The sequence below is a fragment of the Streptomyces sp. NPDC031132 genome (genome assembly GCF_055570595.1).
Map to the genome: position 1 here is coordinate 1 of NZ_JBVIGX010000012.1, position 12,941 is coordinate 12,941.

At 69.6% G+C, this 12,941-nt stretch carries 14 protein-coding genes and 5 pseudogenes; 10 read left to right on the plus strand and 9 right to left on the minus strand.

The window, feature by feature from the left end:
* Positions 1-104 precede the first annotated feature (104 nt).
* Positions 105-443 carry a MerR family transcriptional regulator gene (locus ACZ49B_RS19395; RefSeq protein ID WP_468307274.1) on the minus strand — a complete coding sequence of 113 codons (339 nt, stop codon included), beginning with the start codon at positions 441-443 and terminating at the stop codon, positions 105-107.
* A 1,045-nt stretch (positions 444-1,488) separates the two neighbouring features.
* Entirely contained in the window at positions 1,489-1,881 is a 393-nt protein-coding gene (locus tag ACZ49B_RS19400; protein ID WP_468307276.1) for a hypothetical protein, read from the minus strand.
* A gap of 750 nt (positions 1,882-2,631) precedes the next feature.
* Between ACZ49B_RS19400 and ACZ49B_RS19405 the strand changes: the two genes are divergently transcribed.
* The 3 genes from ACZ49B_RS19405 (at position 2,632) to ACZ49B_RS19415 (ending at position 5,232) form a co-directional block, all read left to right on the plus strand.
* Positions 2,632-3,492 carry a hypothetical protein gene (locus ACZ49B_RS19405; protein ID WP_468307279.1) on the plus strand — a complete coding sequence of 287 codons (861 nt, stop codon included), beginning with the start codon at positions 2,632-2,634 and terminating at the stop codon, positions 3,490-3,492.
* Positions 3,493-3,935: 443 nt separating this feature from the next.
* A complete protein-coding gene (locus ACZ49B_RS19410) occupies positions 3,936-4,391 on the plus strand; it encodes a hypothetical protein (RefSeq protein ID WP_468307280.1) in 456 nt (151 codons plus the stop codon).
* A gap of 445 nt (positions 4,392-4,836) precedes the next feature.
* The gene (locus ACZ49B_RS19415) at positions 4,837-5,232 is read left to right on the plus strand and encodes a hypothetical protein (RefSeq protein WP_468307779.1); all 396 of its coding nucleotides are present in this window, start codon (positions 4,837-4,839) and stop codon (positions 5,230-5,232) included.
* A gap of 60 nt (positions 5,233-5,292) precedes the next feature.
* Here ACZ49B_RS19415 and ACZ49B_RS19420 read toward each other — a convergent pair.
* A pseudogene (locus ACZ49B_RS19420) lies at positions 5,293-5,747 on the minus strand (helix-turn-helix domain-containing protein); the annotation flags it as partial.
* A 102-nt stretch (positions 5,748-5,849) separates the two neighbouring features.
* Positions 5,850-6,353 (minus strand): MarR family winged helix-turn-helix transcriptional regulator, encoded by a 504-nt coding sequence (locus ACZ49B_RS19425; RefSeq protein WP_468307283.1) that lies wholly within the window; start codon positions 6,351-6,353, stop codon positions 5,850-5,852.
* 96 nt (positions 6,354-6,449) lie between these two features.
* On the opposite strand from ACZ49B_RS19425, the gene ACZ49B_RS19430 reads away from it, so the two are divergent.
* From ACZ49B_RS19430 to ACZ49B_RS19440, 3 genes are all read left to right on the plus strand, one after another.
* The gene (locus ACZ49B_RS19430) at positions 6,450-6,881 is read left to right on the plus strand and encodes an SgcJ/EcaC family oxidoreductase (RefSeq protein ID WP_468307286.1); all 432 of its coding nucleotides are present in this window, start codon (positions 6,450-6,452) and stop codon (positions 6,879-6,881) included.
* Positions 6,882-7,195: 314 nt separating this feature from the next.
* Positions 7,196-7,618 (plus strand): SgcJ/EcaC family oxidoreductase, encoded by a 423-nt coding sequence (locus ACZ49B_RS19435; RefSeq protein ID WP_468307289.1) that lies wholly within the window; start codon positions 7,196-7,198, stop codon positions 7,616-7,618.
* Positions 7,615-8,406: an SDR family NAD(P)-dependent oxidoreductase gene (locus tag ACZ49B_RS19440; protein WP_468307292.1), complete on the plus strand. Its 792-nt coding sequence runs from the start codon at positions 7,615-7,617 to the stop codon at positions 8,404-8,406. The genes ACZ49B_RS19435 and ACZ49B_RS19440 overlap by 4 nt, the downstream gene beginning before the upstream one ends.
* Before the next feature lie 116 nt (positions 8,407-8,522).
* Here ACZ49B_RS19440 and ACZ49B_RS19445 read toward each other — a convergent pair.
* Positions 8,523-8,741 (minus strand): annotated as a pseudogene (locus ACZ49B_RS19445) (transposase family protein); the annotation flags it as partial.
* On the opposite strand from ACZ49B_RS19445, the gene ACZ49B_RS19450 reads away from it, so the two are divergent.
* Both ACZ49B_RS19450 and ACZ49B_RS19455 read left to right on the plus strand, forming a co-directional pair.
* Complete coding sequence (locus tag ACZ49B_RS19450; RefSeq protein ID WP_468307295.1) at positions 8,685-9,146, plus strand: MFS transporter; 462 nt, start codon at positions 8,685-8,687, stop codon at positions 9,144-9,146. The pseudogene ACZ49B_RS19445 and the gene ACZ49B_RS19450 overlap by 57 nt on opposite strands.
* A 171-nt stretch (positions 9,147-9,317) precedes the next feature.
* On the plus strand, positions 9,318-9,956 hold the full coding sequence (locus tag ACZ49B_RS19455; protein WP_468307298.1) for an HAD family hydrolase: 639 nt from the start codon (positions 9,318-9,320) through the stop codon (positions 9,954-9,956).
* Positions 9,957-10,008: 52 nt separating this feature from the next.
* Here the strand turns inward: ACZ49B_RS19455 and ACZ49B_RS19460 are convergent.
* The 3 genes and pseudogenes from ACZ49B_RS19460 to ACZ49B_RS19470 form a co-directional block, all read right to left on the minus strand.
* Positions 10,009-10,197 (minus strand): annotated as a pseudogene (locus ACZ49B_RS19460) (ATP-binding protein); the annotation flags it as partial.
* 390 nt (positions 10,198-10,587) lie between these two features.
* Positions 10,588-10,806, minus strand: coding sequence for a hypothetical protein (locus ACZ49B_RS19465; protein WP_468307301.1), 219 nt, complete (start codon positions 10,804-10,806; stop codon positions 10,588-10,590).
* A 28-nt stretch (positions 10,807-10,834) separates the two neighbouring features.
* Positions 10,835-11,065 (minus strand): hypothetical protein, encoded by a 231-nt coding sequence (locus ACZ49B_RS19470; protein ID WP_468307304.1) that lies wholly within the window; start codon positions 11,063-11,065, stop codon positions 10,835-10,837.
* Positions 11,066-11,388: 323 nt separating this feature from the next.
* Between ACZ49B_RS19470 and ACZ49B_RS19475 the strand changes: the two are divergent.
* A pseudogene (locus ACZ49B_RS19475) lies at positions 11,389-11,547 on the plus strand (XdhC/CoxI family protein); the annotation flags it as partial.
* Positions 11,548-11,560: 13 nt separating this feature from the next.
* On the opposite strand, the gene ACZ49B_RS19480 reads toward ACZ49B_RS19475, so the two are convergent.
* The gene (locus ACZ49B_RS19480) at positions 11,561-12,001 is read right to left on the minus strand and encodes an SRPBCC family protein (protein WP_468307307.1); all 441 of its coding nucleotides are present in this window, start codon (positions 11,999-12,001) and stop codon (positions 11,561-11,563) included.
* A 95-nt stretch (positions 12,002-12,096) separates the two neighbouring features.
* On the opposite strand from ACZ49B_RS19480, the pseudogene ACZ49B_RS19485 reads away from it, so the two are divergent.
* A pseudogene (locus ACZ49B_RS19485) lies at positions 12,097-12,695 on the plus strand (helicase associated domain-containing protein); the annotation flags it as partial.
* Positions 12,696-12,941: the final 246 nt, after the last annotated feature.

Sequence of the window (12,941 nt, forward strand, 5' to 3'; positions counted from 1 at the left end):
CCCGACGCTACACGCCCATAACGGGCTGTCACCAGAGGAAACGAGTACGCGTCACGCCTTGGAGCAGCGCGCGCAAGCCCGCCGAGGACCGGCGGGCGCGCAGCTCAAGCCGCGACCGTTGGGTTCACCGGTTCGGCGGCGCGGCGGTATTCGGCGTTGAGGCGCTGCGCTTCCCCGAGCTGGTCCTCAAGGATGACGATCCGGCAGGCGGCCTCAATAGGGGTGCCCTGGTCGACGAGTTCGCGGGCGCGGGCGGCGATCCGAAGCTGGTAGCGGGAGTATCGGCGGTGGCCGCCCGCGGAACGGAGCGGGGTGATCAGATGTGCTTCGCCGATGGCGCGGAGGAAGCCCTGGGTGGTGCCGAGCATTTCGGCGGCCCGGCCCATCGTGTAGGCGGGGTAGTCGTCGTCATCGAGACGGCCGAACGAGTCGTCTGCTGTCATTGCACCTCTCTCGTGGAACGCGTGGAGGGGCCCGGGCGCTTGTTCGCGCCCGGGCCCCGAAGGAACTGCTACACCATCTGCCGGCCCTGGTACTGCGCCGGCCTTCTGTTTCCGCCTGCCCGACCTAGATGCTGTCGGGGGTGCGGGGATCGCGGTTGCCTGACCGGAGACCACCTCACTATCGATGTCCTGCGGTACCCGGGCTCAGACTGCGGCCCGGGCGATCCTGATGGCGCTTGGCCCCTCCGTTCTTCCTCATTGATCAACTACTGGTGAAGCGGGGGACTTCATACTGCTGGTACTGCTCAACTGCGCACTGCTGGCGGCCTGTCCTAGCGCCACACTTCGGCAGCCAGCCCCGTTGCCCATCCTGCATCTGCTCTGGCTTAGAACCCCACTGCCGAACTTCCCGGTACGCGCGCCCGCAGCCGACGCCTTTACCGAGGTACTGCTCACTCACTGCAACTGCTGGTACTGCGAACTGCACTGCGTCAACCGCGGTACTGCTTCTGGCAGCCCCTGATGACTGCGGGCCACCCGGTCCGGTCGTCAGTCCCGTCGCCGTCCTGCAACCGCTCTGGCTTCGAAACTCCACCACCGCACCGTCCTGCGAACTGCAACTACTGGTCCTACTGCCCGGCAGTTCATCTCTGCCAGGCCCTTCGGTCTCTCTGGGCTACGAGAGAAACCATAACCAGGACACAACCCAATGTCTACTCCGGCCAGCATAGATTTTCGTCCACCCAGTGGGGAGGTAATCGACTCCCGCCAGGCGGGGACCTCAGCGGGCTCCACCGCCTTAACCGTCCCAGTACGGGGCAGAGGACCGGGCAGACAGGCTGCCTCGGCGATCAGAGACGAGGGATCCGATGGACACGGTGAGCATCGACGTCGCAGTCGGCCGGCCCGCGGCGTCCCTTGCCCAGGCACGCCCCCGCGCCAGCCTCCTCCTCGACAGCCTCAACCGCCCCCTCCCCGGCGAGGCTGCGCAATCCGTGGTCCGGCCCCGGCCGGCTTGCGTTCGCGGTCGGCACGCTGAGTGGGGTCATGTGCCGAAGACGAGCAGGTCGTTCGCCGTGAGGACGTCGATGTCCTGTGGGGGCGCTCCTGCGCTTGTGCCGGCGGGGGCGGTGTACGTGTGGGGAAGGGCCAGGTACGCGTTCTCCGGGTTGAGGACGGTGGCGGGGTCCGCCGCGAACAGGTACAGCGTGTCGCTGTCGGCTTGGGTGGCCAGGTGGGGCCCAGGGGCCGGCGACAGCTCGGCGTCGCAGATCGTGTCTGCGGTGACCAGTGGCGTGGGGAAGCGACGGCGGAGCCGGTCCAACGCGGTCTGGCTGAGTACGTTGGGCGGGGATTCTTCGGGGCCGTCTTCGCCGGTGGCGGGGCTGTCGGCGGGCAGCTGGGCGCCCGCCAGCAGGAGGGTGAGCAAGATGGGCACGGCCGCGCAGACCGTGGTCGGAGCGTACTCGCGCAGGTCGAAGACCGGGGCGTAGGGAGTGATGCGCTCGAGCCGGTCGAGAAGGATCCGTGGGCTGGATCGGCCGCACCAACGGTCGCCCTGGGCGACTGCGCCTACGGGACGTCGCCCCGCCACACGAAACCGGCCGATGTCCCCGGCGCCACGCTCTCCTTCGGCCGGCTCATACTCGGATCGGCTGACCGGCCCGAACGCGCCGTGCTCCGACATCAACACCGCCCCGTCCACCACCTCCAGCGGAGGCCAGCACGCAGACCCTCAAGAGCCTGCGGGCTGGTCACCTCGTACAGCAGGTGCGGATCGACGTACGGAAGATCTGGCTCCCCCTCCACGCCCGGGACGAGGTGATCGCCCCAGACCTTCTCTGCAAGCGTCCTACCCATCGCTGTCCTCTCTGTCAGGCCGAGATCTGCCGACCTCTACCGGTCGGACTACCCAAGGGCGCCAAGCCGAGGACTTGATCAACGTAGACAGGGGCGTCCTTGGAGCGTCCTCGCTCCGTCCTTGCGGGATCCGGGACGCCAGGACGGACCGGGACGCCGGGAGGCGGGCGGACCGGGATACGGGGAGACTGAGGGAGAGCGTGACGCCTGACCGCTGCGGCCCGGACGGTCCGCGGCGGACGGTCCCGCGCAGGGGCCGGACCATCGACCTACGTCCGCGCGCGCCCCGGGGGGTGGGTGCCACGGCCCTGTCCAGGAGTCCCCCATCGTGACTTTGACCCCGCAGCGACCCGAACGCCCTCGACGCACGGCCCGACGGGCCGCGCTCCTGCTCGCCGCTGCGGCGGTCCTGGTGGTGCCCGCGGCGCCCGCCGCAGCGGCGCCCGTGACCAAGACATTCACCGCCGGCGCCAACCAGCGGTTCGTCGTCCCGGCCGGCGTCACCCGACTGACCGTCACCGCCACAGGCGAGCCGGGACGGTCCGTCATCGAGGGTGGAGCGGGCGGGACCGGCGCCACCGTCACCGGCACCCTCACCGTGGTGCCCGGCACCACCTACTACGTCAACGTCGACACGGGCGGCGGAGCCGTCACCGGTCAGCGCCCCGGCGGCAGCGGCGGCGGTGCCAGTGACGTCCGCACCTGCAGCTCGGCGCGCGCGAGCTGTGCCCTGACCGGCGTTCCCGGCACCGACCCCCGCCTCATCGTCGCCGCCGGCGGCGGGGGCGGCGGAGGCGGCTCCAGCTTCATTGGGCACCCCGTCCGCGAGGCCACCGGCGGAGATGCGGGCGACACCGGGAAGCCCGGCGGCGAGCGACCGGACAGCGGCGGCGGGGGTGGCGGCGGAACCCAGACCCTCGGCGGCAAGGGCGGAGCAGCCTGCCCCGAGGGCTCCAGGGCCGGCACCGACGGCACGCCCGGTACCGGCGGCACAGGCGGGGGCGGATTCGGCGGCGGCGGTGGCGGCAGCGGCTGGCACGGCGGAGGCGGAGGCGGAGGCTGCTTCCTGATCACCGACGGCGCCGCCGGGCCCGGCGGCGGCGGTGGCGGATCGAACCTCGTCCCGGCGGGCGGCACTTCCCGCCCCGCCACCGGATCGGCGCAGGTATCCATCACCTACGGTTCCTGAACCGTCGCCCGTGAGGGAAAGTACCGGTTTCGTAGCAGCGCCCGACAAGGCCAAACGCCACGCCGTATCAGTACAGCAAGGCCGGGCAGCACCTTCGTGCCAGCGAGCGCGAGACCCCTGAGCGCCGTGCTAGCGGGCATCTGACCCGCTGTCCCCCGCACCGCCACTGCCACGAACGCGGCCCCCGGCTCAGCACCCTCATGCCTTCACGCAGCCATGGAACACCACATTCACCGCACCAGACTGTCCCCGCGAGCCGCCCATCACCGGCCTGCCCAGCCCAAAACCGAACACCGCCCGACAGGACACCGGCTGCGGCTTGCTGGACAACCACCCGCGGTGTCGCAACCTGTCCCCTTGACTGAACGAGAGACCGGGTATGCGCAGGCCAACGCTGAAGAGGCCGCCGGTGGTGCTGACGCAATGAGATAGCGTCCCGGCACATGACGGCCGACGACAACGAGGTACGAGAGCCCAAGGCAGACGGGACTGCCGAGAAGGATGCTGCTGGCGTACGGCTCGTGGAGGACCTCGTTGCTCAGGTGCCCGGGTTCCAGGACGCCTACGAGTGCCACGTCTTCAACGAGCACGAGGTCCTCTCACACGTCTTCTTCTGGGACGTCGTGCAGGACACCGTGCACTCCTACCTGGCGCAGGGCGACCCGGACGGTCCCGACTGGCGCCGGGTCCTCGCGTTCCTGGAGGAAGAGACGCAGCGTCGCGTGCCCGGCGCAATCGAGGTCATCGTGACCTCGTTCCTCTACAGCCTCCCCTTCGAGGGGCAACCCGGGTACGGCATCGAGGCGCACCTCGGACCGGCCATGAAGGAACGGTACCTACAGCTTCGATCCTGGTACGGCACAGAGAGCCCGGACACCACGGAGAAATCGAAGCCGTAGGCAGCTGTTGTGGCCGCTCTACGGGGAGATTCGCTGGGATTCAGCGCAGGTGGCGAAGCTCGCGCAGTCCGTAGTCCGGTGGCAGCCACCCCTTCTGCCTCTCGATGGTTCTTCGCGTGTGGGGAGGCGGGTACGGGCATCCCTGCATCAGATCGAGTTCATCCCTGACCCACGCAAGCGCGTAATGGGCGGTACACACAGGCCAGATAGCGGCGGCGGGCTCCGTCATGCTGCAGTCCTCGGCGAAGGCGATCAGGGACGGCAGTCCCGTACTTCCCAGCGGCTCACTGAACAGCGGTCCGCCGGTATCGACCCCGATCCGCCACAGGAGGGCGGCTGCCCTCAGCAGGGGCCGTGCCCAGGCAGGAACCGGGTGGGTAATGCAGCCCCGACGCAGTCCATGCCATCGAACATGGTTGCGGGAATCACGTGCGATCCTGCATGAATGAACCATCTCGGCGACGCGCACCTACACACCTGGACGCTGCGCTTCATGGCCCTCCTGGCAGCCGACGCCCAGAGTCAACTTGCCTGGCTGGGGAAGCATGAGCTGGAAACGAAGGACGTCGTTGAGGAGGCGGAGCTCCTCTGCCGCGTCTCCGAAGGACTGGCGGAGCGCGGAGCCTTCAAGCCCAAGGATCTCCATGATCTTCGAGCCGTCGGCCGTCGCCTCGGCCAGATCGATGCCACCAGCCGCGTCGGCCTCTGGGACAACGCCCTGGCCACAGACTCGTCATGGGACGACGTGCGCTCTCTCGCCCGCCATTTTCTCCTCACGAGGCTGGGCGACTGGCAACAGCCACTGCCACGTCCCGTGCACACATACGCGGGCGACCACTGAGCCATCCAGGCCGCCTGTGCGACTCTGACGCAGTCGGCGCCGCGGGAACGTCTCAACTACGCCGTCGGGGATGTTGCCGAGCTTCTTGATGTCGACGTGGACCGGCTCGCTCGGCCGGTCGCGTTCGTAGCGGCGGACCGGCTGCCGGGCGGGCGGTGTTGCCATGCCAGGCGGTTGACGTGGTGCCGGACGAGGATCCGGTGCACGGTCGAGGCGGGCAGGACCAGGATCGGGCCGATCCGTGCCGGGCCGAGCTTGCGCGCGGTCCGTAGCCGGCAGACGCGGGCCTCCACGGCGGCGGCGGGGCGATGCGGTGTCGTGCCTGGGCGGCTGGAACGGTCGTACAGACCAGCCTCGCCCTCGGCCGGCCAGCGCCGACCCACTTGTGAGCGGTGGGCCTGGATACGCCCATCTCGGCGGCGACGTGCGCGACCGGACGGCCGGACGGCAGACAGGACACGTTCGACCAGGATCCGCCTGCTGCGAACGGCCAGCCTGGCATTACGGTGGGACACGAAGGCCTCCGTGCGGTGAGTTCCTAGACAGCTCCCACCACACCGGAGGTCTTCGCCATGTTCAAGACCCGCCCTTGTCCACAACGCTCGTGTTCAATACATCTAGCCGGTCTCCTCCGGCTTCTCCGACCGGCGCGTGCTTCGCCGGGGCGCGGTGGCGCCGCGGATCTCCTCCGTGGCCGCGCGGAACGCGGGCGCGGCGCGGGCGAAGTAGTCGAAGAGCACGGCCTGGTGCTCCGGCGAGTAGGAGCCGATCACCGCCGCGATGTGACGGCGGGCCGGGCCGACCACGTCCTCAATGCGGTCCAGCGCGTCCGGCACCGGCTCCACGATGACCCGGCGCCGGTCGCCCGGATCGGCGGCCCGGCGGGCGTAACCGGCCCGTGCGAGTCGGTCGATGAGCCGGGTGGTCGCGCCCGTGGTCAGCCCGGTACGGGTGGCGAGCTCACCGGAGGACAGGCCCCCCTCCAGGGTGATGAGGCTGAGCGCGTACCACTCGGACGTGTGCAGACCGGCCGCCTCGGCGCTGGCCAGACCCTGGAGTCCGACGGCGTCCAGGTACTGCCGGAAGACTGTGTGTGCGTCCGCGCCGCCACCTGTTGCCATTTTCGGGGTCGCCTCCTATCTTTATATCTGCATGCATGCAGATACTGCGTTCGATCAGTATCTGCATCAGTCTAGCCAATTGGGGAGTGATCCGTCATGCAGCCCATCAGCAAGTCCACCAGCGAGTCCGTCGCCGCCTGGGAGCGCCACGACGCCGAGGCCTACGGCGAGCTGTTCACCGAGGACGCCACGTACATCACCTACGTCGGGACCTTCTACCGGGGGCGCCGCGACATCGTGGAGAGCCACCGCACCCTCTTCGCCGGCTTCCTCAAGGGCACCCGGCTGGCGGACGAGGTCCTCGACATCCGCTTCTACGGGCCCGGCGTGGCCGTGGTGAACGGGCGCGGGGACACCTACAAGAGCAAGCGCCCGGAGAGGCTCGGCAAGATCCAGACGTACACGCTCGTCCGCGAGGCCGACGGGCAGTGGCGGATCGCCGCCTTCCAGAACACCAAGCGCAAGCCGCTGATGGAGGCCGTGTCCTACCGCTTCGCCCCGGGCCTCGTACCGTCCGCCGAGCACTGACGTGCGCGGCCGCCGCCCCGCACCACTCGCCGACCCGACGACCTTACGGAGAGCCCACATGACCACCGACCTCGCCACCGCCGCCGCTCCGCGCGATGGAGCCGGTACCCCGGCTACCTCGCCCGCCCCTCCCGCCTCGCCCCGCCGACGCACCATCAAGCGCGCCCTCATCGCCACCGCCCTCGCCCTCGGCCTGACGGCCGGGGGGCTACCTGTGGCTCGACTCCGCCTCGGAGGTCAAGGTCACCGGCGCCGCGGCGTGCACCGCCGTCACCCCGGCGGGCACCGGCACCAGTACGGGCGACCGCGACGCCGTGTGCGGGGTGTTGTCCTCGCTCGCCGCGGCCTGGGGTGCGGCCGACGCCGACGCGTACGGAGCCCTCTTCACGCAGGACGCCACGTACACGACCTACGTCGGCACCCACTACCAGGGCCGCGGCGACATCACCGAGGCCCACCGGGCCCTCTTCGGCGGCTTCGTCAAGGGGACGCAACTGGCCGACTCCATCCTGGGCATCCGTTTCCTCGGCCCCGACGCGGCCGTCGTCACCAGCCGCGGCGACACCTACACGGGCGGGCGGCCGGGAGAGCTGTCGAAGGTCCAGACGTACACGCTCACCCGGGAAGCCGACGGGCGGTGGCGGATCGCGGCCTTCCAGAACACGCAGCGTCGGCCGGTCATGGAGAAGGCCTCCTTCCTGCTGTCCCCCGGCACGGTGCCGGGGGCCGAGAAGTGACCGCCCGAGCCGCCCGAGCGGCCCGGCCCGCTCGCGCCGCCTTGGTCACCGGGGCCAGTGCGGGCATCGGCCTGACCTTCGCCCGCGAACTCGCCTCGGCAGGCTGGACCGTGACCGCCGTGGCCCGGGGCGAGGACCGGTTGCGCGCCCTCGTGGAGGAGCTCGGACCCGGCCACCGCTACCTGGTCGCCGACCTCTCGACCCCCGAAGGCCAGAGACTGGTCGCCGCCGAGCTGGTCCGGCGGCCCGTCGAGCTGCTGGTCAACAACGCCGGCACCGCCCCCCACGGCCCCTTCACCGGGACCGGCCCGCGGGAAGCGCTGGCCGCCCTGCACCTGAGCGGCGACGCCGTCGTCATACTGGCGCACGCCTTCCTCTCCGGGGCCCGGCGCGGGGACGCGCTCATCAACGTCTCCTCCACCCTCGCGCACGCCCCGGCCCCGGGCCTCGCCGTCTACAGCGCCGGCAAGGCCTTCGTGACGGCCCTCTCCGAAGCCCTCTGGTACGAGCAACGCCCCCTCGGCGTCCATGTCATGGCCCTCTCCCCCGGCCCGACCTCCACAGAGCCGGAGTCGGATCCGGAGGCCGGCTCCGGGGCGGCCTCCCGTCGCCACCAGGACGCCCCGGGTGCCATGGTCCAGAGCCCGACGGCGGTCGTACGCACCGCCCTGCGCGCCATGGACCGCCGCACCGGCCCCACCGTCGTCCCGGGGCGGGCGAACTCCCTCTTCGTCCTCGCAACCCGCCTGCTGGCGCGCCGCACGCTCCTGGCGATGCTCAGCCGCTAGACCTGCGACCAGAGTCTTACGGGCCGAGTTGGCTCATGAGGAGGTCCGGGCCGGTCCTGCGCAACCGGGGAAAGGCCAGGACGGCCGCCATGGCCGTGGGGATCAGCGTCCAAGGGGCCTCGACCCCGAAATTCGCGCCGCACGTCCGCGAGAGTGCGAAGCCGCCGGTCGCCATGTCCGGGAACGGCGAAGCCACGAGCTGCCAGAAGGGGACGGACCTCGTGGACAGCCCGGGTGATCGTGGAGCGGTCCACTCCGCAGAGCAGGGCCAGAGCCGCGTGCGGGAGCTGGAATCGCAGGACGACCAGTGTGGTGATGACCCGGTCGGTGAACACCCCGCCTATCTCCTCGTAGACGAGCGCATCGACTCCTCACGGCACACCGAAGCCAACGCCTGGCTCGGATCGGGCTACAACCTGGGATCAGCATCGGGCGCGGCCCTCGGTGGTCAGTTGCTCGCCTTCACCGGCCCTCGCCTCGTGGCCGCCGTGCTTGCCGGGGTAGCGGCTATCGCAACCCTTATCGCTTACCACCTACCGGAGACAAAACCCCATCGGACAGCGAGAAAGCAGAGCCGCAACAACCGCTGTCTGAACACGGAGACTCCTCCAACGCGACGCAACACATCCCAATTAGCGCGGTCGAGACCCTGGCTTCGATCACTCCTTTCGACAGCGTTTGTTAACGAGTTTCGACGTCAGCATCCGGTCGACGGCTTCGCGGATCGTCACGAGTTTTGAAGGCACCTGCTGATTGGGGCGAGCCGGGTCGGCTGGTTGCGACAGGGCTGTCACAAGCTTCGAAGATCGCTTGACCTTGCCCCAGAGGGAGAGGTGACAGTGTCTCCGCCGACCACATGAGTGGGCGGGCTGTGTCCGCCGGTCAGACCAGGACGAAGAGGGGGAGTTCGTGTGATCGCGACCTGCGTCATTCTCGACATCGGCGGCGTGCTGGAGATCACGCCGGAAACGGGATGGGTGCGCCGGTGGGAAGCGCGGCTGGACCTGCCAATGGGCACTATCCATGAGCGGATGCACGACGTGTGGCGGGCTGGGAGCGTCGGGAGCATCAGCGAGCGTGAGGTGCACGAGCAAGTAGCGGCCCGTTTGGGTCTCGACGGCCCCCGGGTTGAAGCCTTCATGGCTGATCTCTGGGCGGAGTATCTAGGGATGCCGAACGTGGAGCTCATCGACTATGTTCGAGGGCTGCGCGGAAGGTGCAAGCTGGGCATCTTGAGCAACAGCTTCGTCGGCGCCAGGGAGCGGGAGACGGCGCTGTATCACTTCGACGAACTGGTGGAGCAGATCGTCTACTCGCACGAGATCGGCGTCGAGAAGCCAGACCGGCGTGCTTTCGAGGTCGCATGCGCCAGCTTGGACGTGCGGCCGGAGAACTGCCTTTTCATCGACGATGTCGCAGTCATCGTTGAGGCCGCCCAGGCGGCGGGCATGCAGGCGCATCTGTTCGAGGGCAACGCCGGGACCATCACGCGCATCGCAGCTCACTTGGACGCCGGGCCCTTGGTCCCAGGGCGTGTCCGACTCGGATGACGTCGGCCTGGCCGGTCTCCGATGGTTGCCGGCCAGGCATTGAAGCGGTTGATCAGCCCGCTTCTGCGTGTCCGGCGCGTGCTCGGGTGCTGGCGACGCGGTAGGAGTCGGTGCCGGTTTCGATGATGGTGCCGTTGAAGGTGAGGCGGTCGACGATGGCCGCGCGGAGGCGGGGGTCGGTGAACGTCTTGGTCCAGCCGCCGAACGACTTGTTGGAGGCGATGGCGACGCTGTTCTCCTGAGCCGGCCTTCGAGCGGGTCGGCATCATGTAGGCAGCTGTTGGACGGGCCCGTGCACCCGCGCGGTGGACGGAAGTCACGGGCCCATCTGGTGTTTGGGGGAGAAAGCCCCAAGGCTATTCGTCGTCCTCCTCTTCAGGCCGGAGGGATGTAAGGAGGCGGCATACATACACTGACCACGGGGCCAGCCCTGTAAATAGACCCACTTCCCTTCGTCCCACCGTTTCCTGTTACTCCGGGAACCGGAGGCGGCGGAGGTGAGGAGCTTTCTCGTCTCTCGCCCTCGCGGGTCCAATGGGCCCGTGCCTCGGATCCTCTCGGTCCAGATGGGTACCGGCAGCGAAACGGAAGCGCCCCGGACCCAAGCGGATGCGGGGCGCGGCTGGCAGGTTCAGGCTTCGACGTACGCCACGATCGTGATGGTCCGCAGGGCGGTCACGTAGTAGATGACCCGTACCCCGTCGACTTCGTCTGCGTAGTCGCGCAGCAGGGTGCCGGGCACCTCGGTGCCGAGTTCGGGGTTGACGCTGATGGCGACGATGGCGCGGTCCAGGCGGTGCGTCTCGTTCGCGGTGAGTTTGGTGAGCTGGGTGAGGGCCGGCTCCACCATGACGACATGTGAGCGGCGTGCGGAGGGGTCAGGCGACACGGGGCTGCTCGTCGGCGAGGCGGGCCAGGTGGGCGTCGCGGGCGGTCTCCCACAGGACGTCGGTCTCCGGGGCGGGGTATCCGTTCGCGGCGATGTCCTCCAGAACCGAAGTGAGGACGTCGACCTTTGCCTGCTGCTCGGCCGCGTACGCGAGGACGGACGCGGTAGCGTGCTCGTCAAGGGGCTGACGGTCGGGCGCGGTGGCCGGCTGCTCCCTCATCCCGGGCTCCTCGGCTGTCGTCTGGCGTGGTGTCACCACGGTATCGTCCACTGCGGACACGCGGATCTGCTCCGGCGAAAACCGGAAGCCGACAGGGCTGATCCTGTGCGCGTCGTCACCAGTCCTACGCGGTCAGGAACCGGACCAAGGCCTGGAGCGAGTCGTCCGGTCACCACCGTCCGGCGGACACGCCGCCGTCGTACAGCTCGCGGGCCGCAGGCGGCGAGGCCGATTGGGAAGCGCGGGCGGGCCAGTTCCCGCTCGGTCTCCCGCCGCACACTCGCTGCCATCGAACGCGACCGCTCATTCGGTCGAGGTGGGTCCTCGGCGCCCGTACGCCCGAGGAGATCGCCCTGTCCATCGGCGCGGAGATCATCGCCCGCCGCCGGGGCGGCAGCGGGGTATCCCTGACGGGCGCGCACACCCCGATCCATCACGACACGGCGACCCGGCAGGCGCGGCGCATCGGCTCGGTCACCTGAGAGCCGTCGTCGTTCAGGCCTTCCTGAGCAGCTGGGTCGCCGCGCGGCCGAACATGAGGCGGGCCGTCCGGTTCAGGACACTGTCGAAGAGGCGGGGCAGAAAGCGGATGCGCAGGTCCTCCCGCCACACCACCCGGCTGCGGCCCCCCGGTCCTGGCCAGACCTCGATCTCCGCCCAGCCCAGGACGATGCGGCCGCGCTTCTCCAGCCGGCACAGGCCAGGCTCGTCGCCCACCGGCGGCCGCCAGACCGTCACCTCCATGACGTCGTCAACGGTCACCGGTCCGACACCCGACCGGGCCACGAAACGCGTTCCCTCGTGGGTCGGCAGCGCGGTGAGCACCTCGATCCTGGTCAGCGGGACCACGTCGGCGTGGCGGGGCCATTCCGTCAGCCTGCGCCACGCCTCCGCGGGGGCGAGCGGGGGCGTGCGTTCGAGGGAAAAGGTGGGCACGGCACGAGCATAGGGAATCGGCGCCGTCCACTGCGTAACGACGGGAAGCGAAGCGATCCCGGACAGTCCGGCCCGGTCTCACTCTTGCTCAGGGTGCCAGCCTCCGTTTGGAGGGCGCGAAGAACGGCCCGGGCAAGGACCCGAACCGGGCCGCGGAGCGCGCGGCGTAGCTGATCGCGATCGACAAGGACTGGGACTGCCCCGTGGCCACTGGACTGGCAGCGGCACTACCGCGTCTTGGCCGACCTGGCCGACGCCGACGGTGTCCTGCCCGACATCGCGCCCGGCGTGCTCATGGACGGCGACGACATCGGCATGTGGCTCCAGCAGCAGAAGCAGCCGGCCACCTGGGCCCGGCTGACGCCCGAGCGGCAGCAACGGCTGACCTCGCTGGGCGTACAGCCCGCCCAGGTGCCCCTTCCCGCCCCTGCGGCCGGTCGTGCGGCGAAGAGGCCGAGCAAGGCGCAGCAGGCCGTTCCAGCGGGGCCTGGGGGCGCTCGCACAGTGGGTGGAGCGGGAAGGAGCGGACCGGCCGGTGCCCCGCGCGCACGGCGAGGAGATCGCGGTCCAGGGTGAGGCGCAGCCGGTGGTCGTGAAGCTGGGCGTATGGGTTTCCAATACCAAGAGTCGGCGCGACAAACTCACCGCCGACCAGCTCGTCGCCCTCGCGAAGCTGGGGGTGGACTGGGCGTGACACGGCTACTCGCCCGTCGTTGAGCTGGGAGGTTACTTCTCTGTGCTGGTCAAGGTGAGCCGATCCGCGGTTCCGTTTGGGTCTGGGGAAAGAACGGCCGGCCCCGGTCACCACCCCGCTGTCACGGTGCTGACCCACTCGCGCCGACCAGGACCACCTGCGCCGACACCATCGCCGCAGCGAACGCCGCCGTCAACGCCCTGCCCCGCATCGATCTGGCCTGGATGTGAGGGGCCGGACTACTCG

Coding starts and splice junctions, on each gene's coding strand:
- ACZ49B_RS19410 (WP_468307280.1), top strand. CDS start 3,936: ATGACGGCCGACGACAACGAGGTACGAGAGCCCAAGGCAGACGGGACT.
- ACZ49B_RS19425 (WP_468307283.1), bottom strand. CDS start 6,353: ATGGCAACAGGTGGCGGCGCGGACGCACACACAGTCTTCCGGCAGTAC.
- ACZ49B_RS19415 (WP_468307779.1), top strand. CDS start 4,837: ATGAACCATCTCGGCGACGCGCACCTACACACCTGGACGCTGCGCTTC.
- ACZ49B_RS19470 (WP_468307304.1), bottom strand. CDS start 11,065: ATGAGGGAGCAGCCGGCCACCGCGCCCGACCGTCAGCCCCTTGACGAG.
- ACZ49B_RS19430 (WP_468307286.1), top strand. CDS start 6,450: ATGCAGCCCATCAGCAAGTCCACCAGCGAGTCCGTCGCCGCCTGGGAG.
- ACZ49B_RS19395 (WP_468307274.1), bottom strand. CDS start 443: ATGACAGCAGACGACTCGTTCGGCCGTCTCGATGACGACGACTACCCC.
- ACZ49B_RS19465 (WP_468307301.1), bottom strand. CDS start 10,806: ATGGTGGAGCCGGCCCTCACCCAGCTCACCAAACTCACCGCGAACGAG.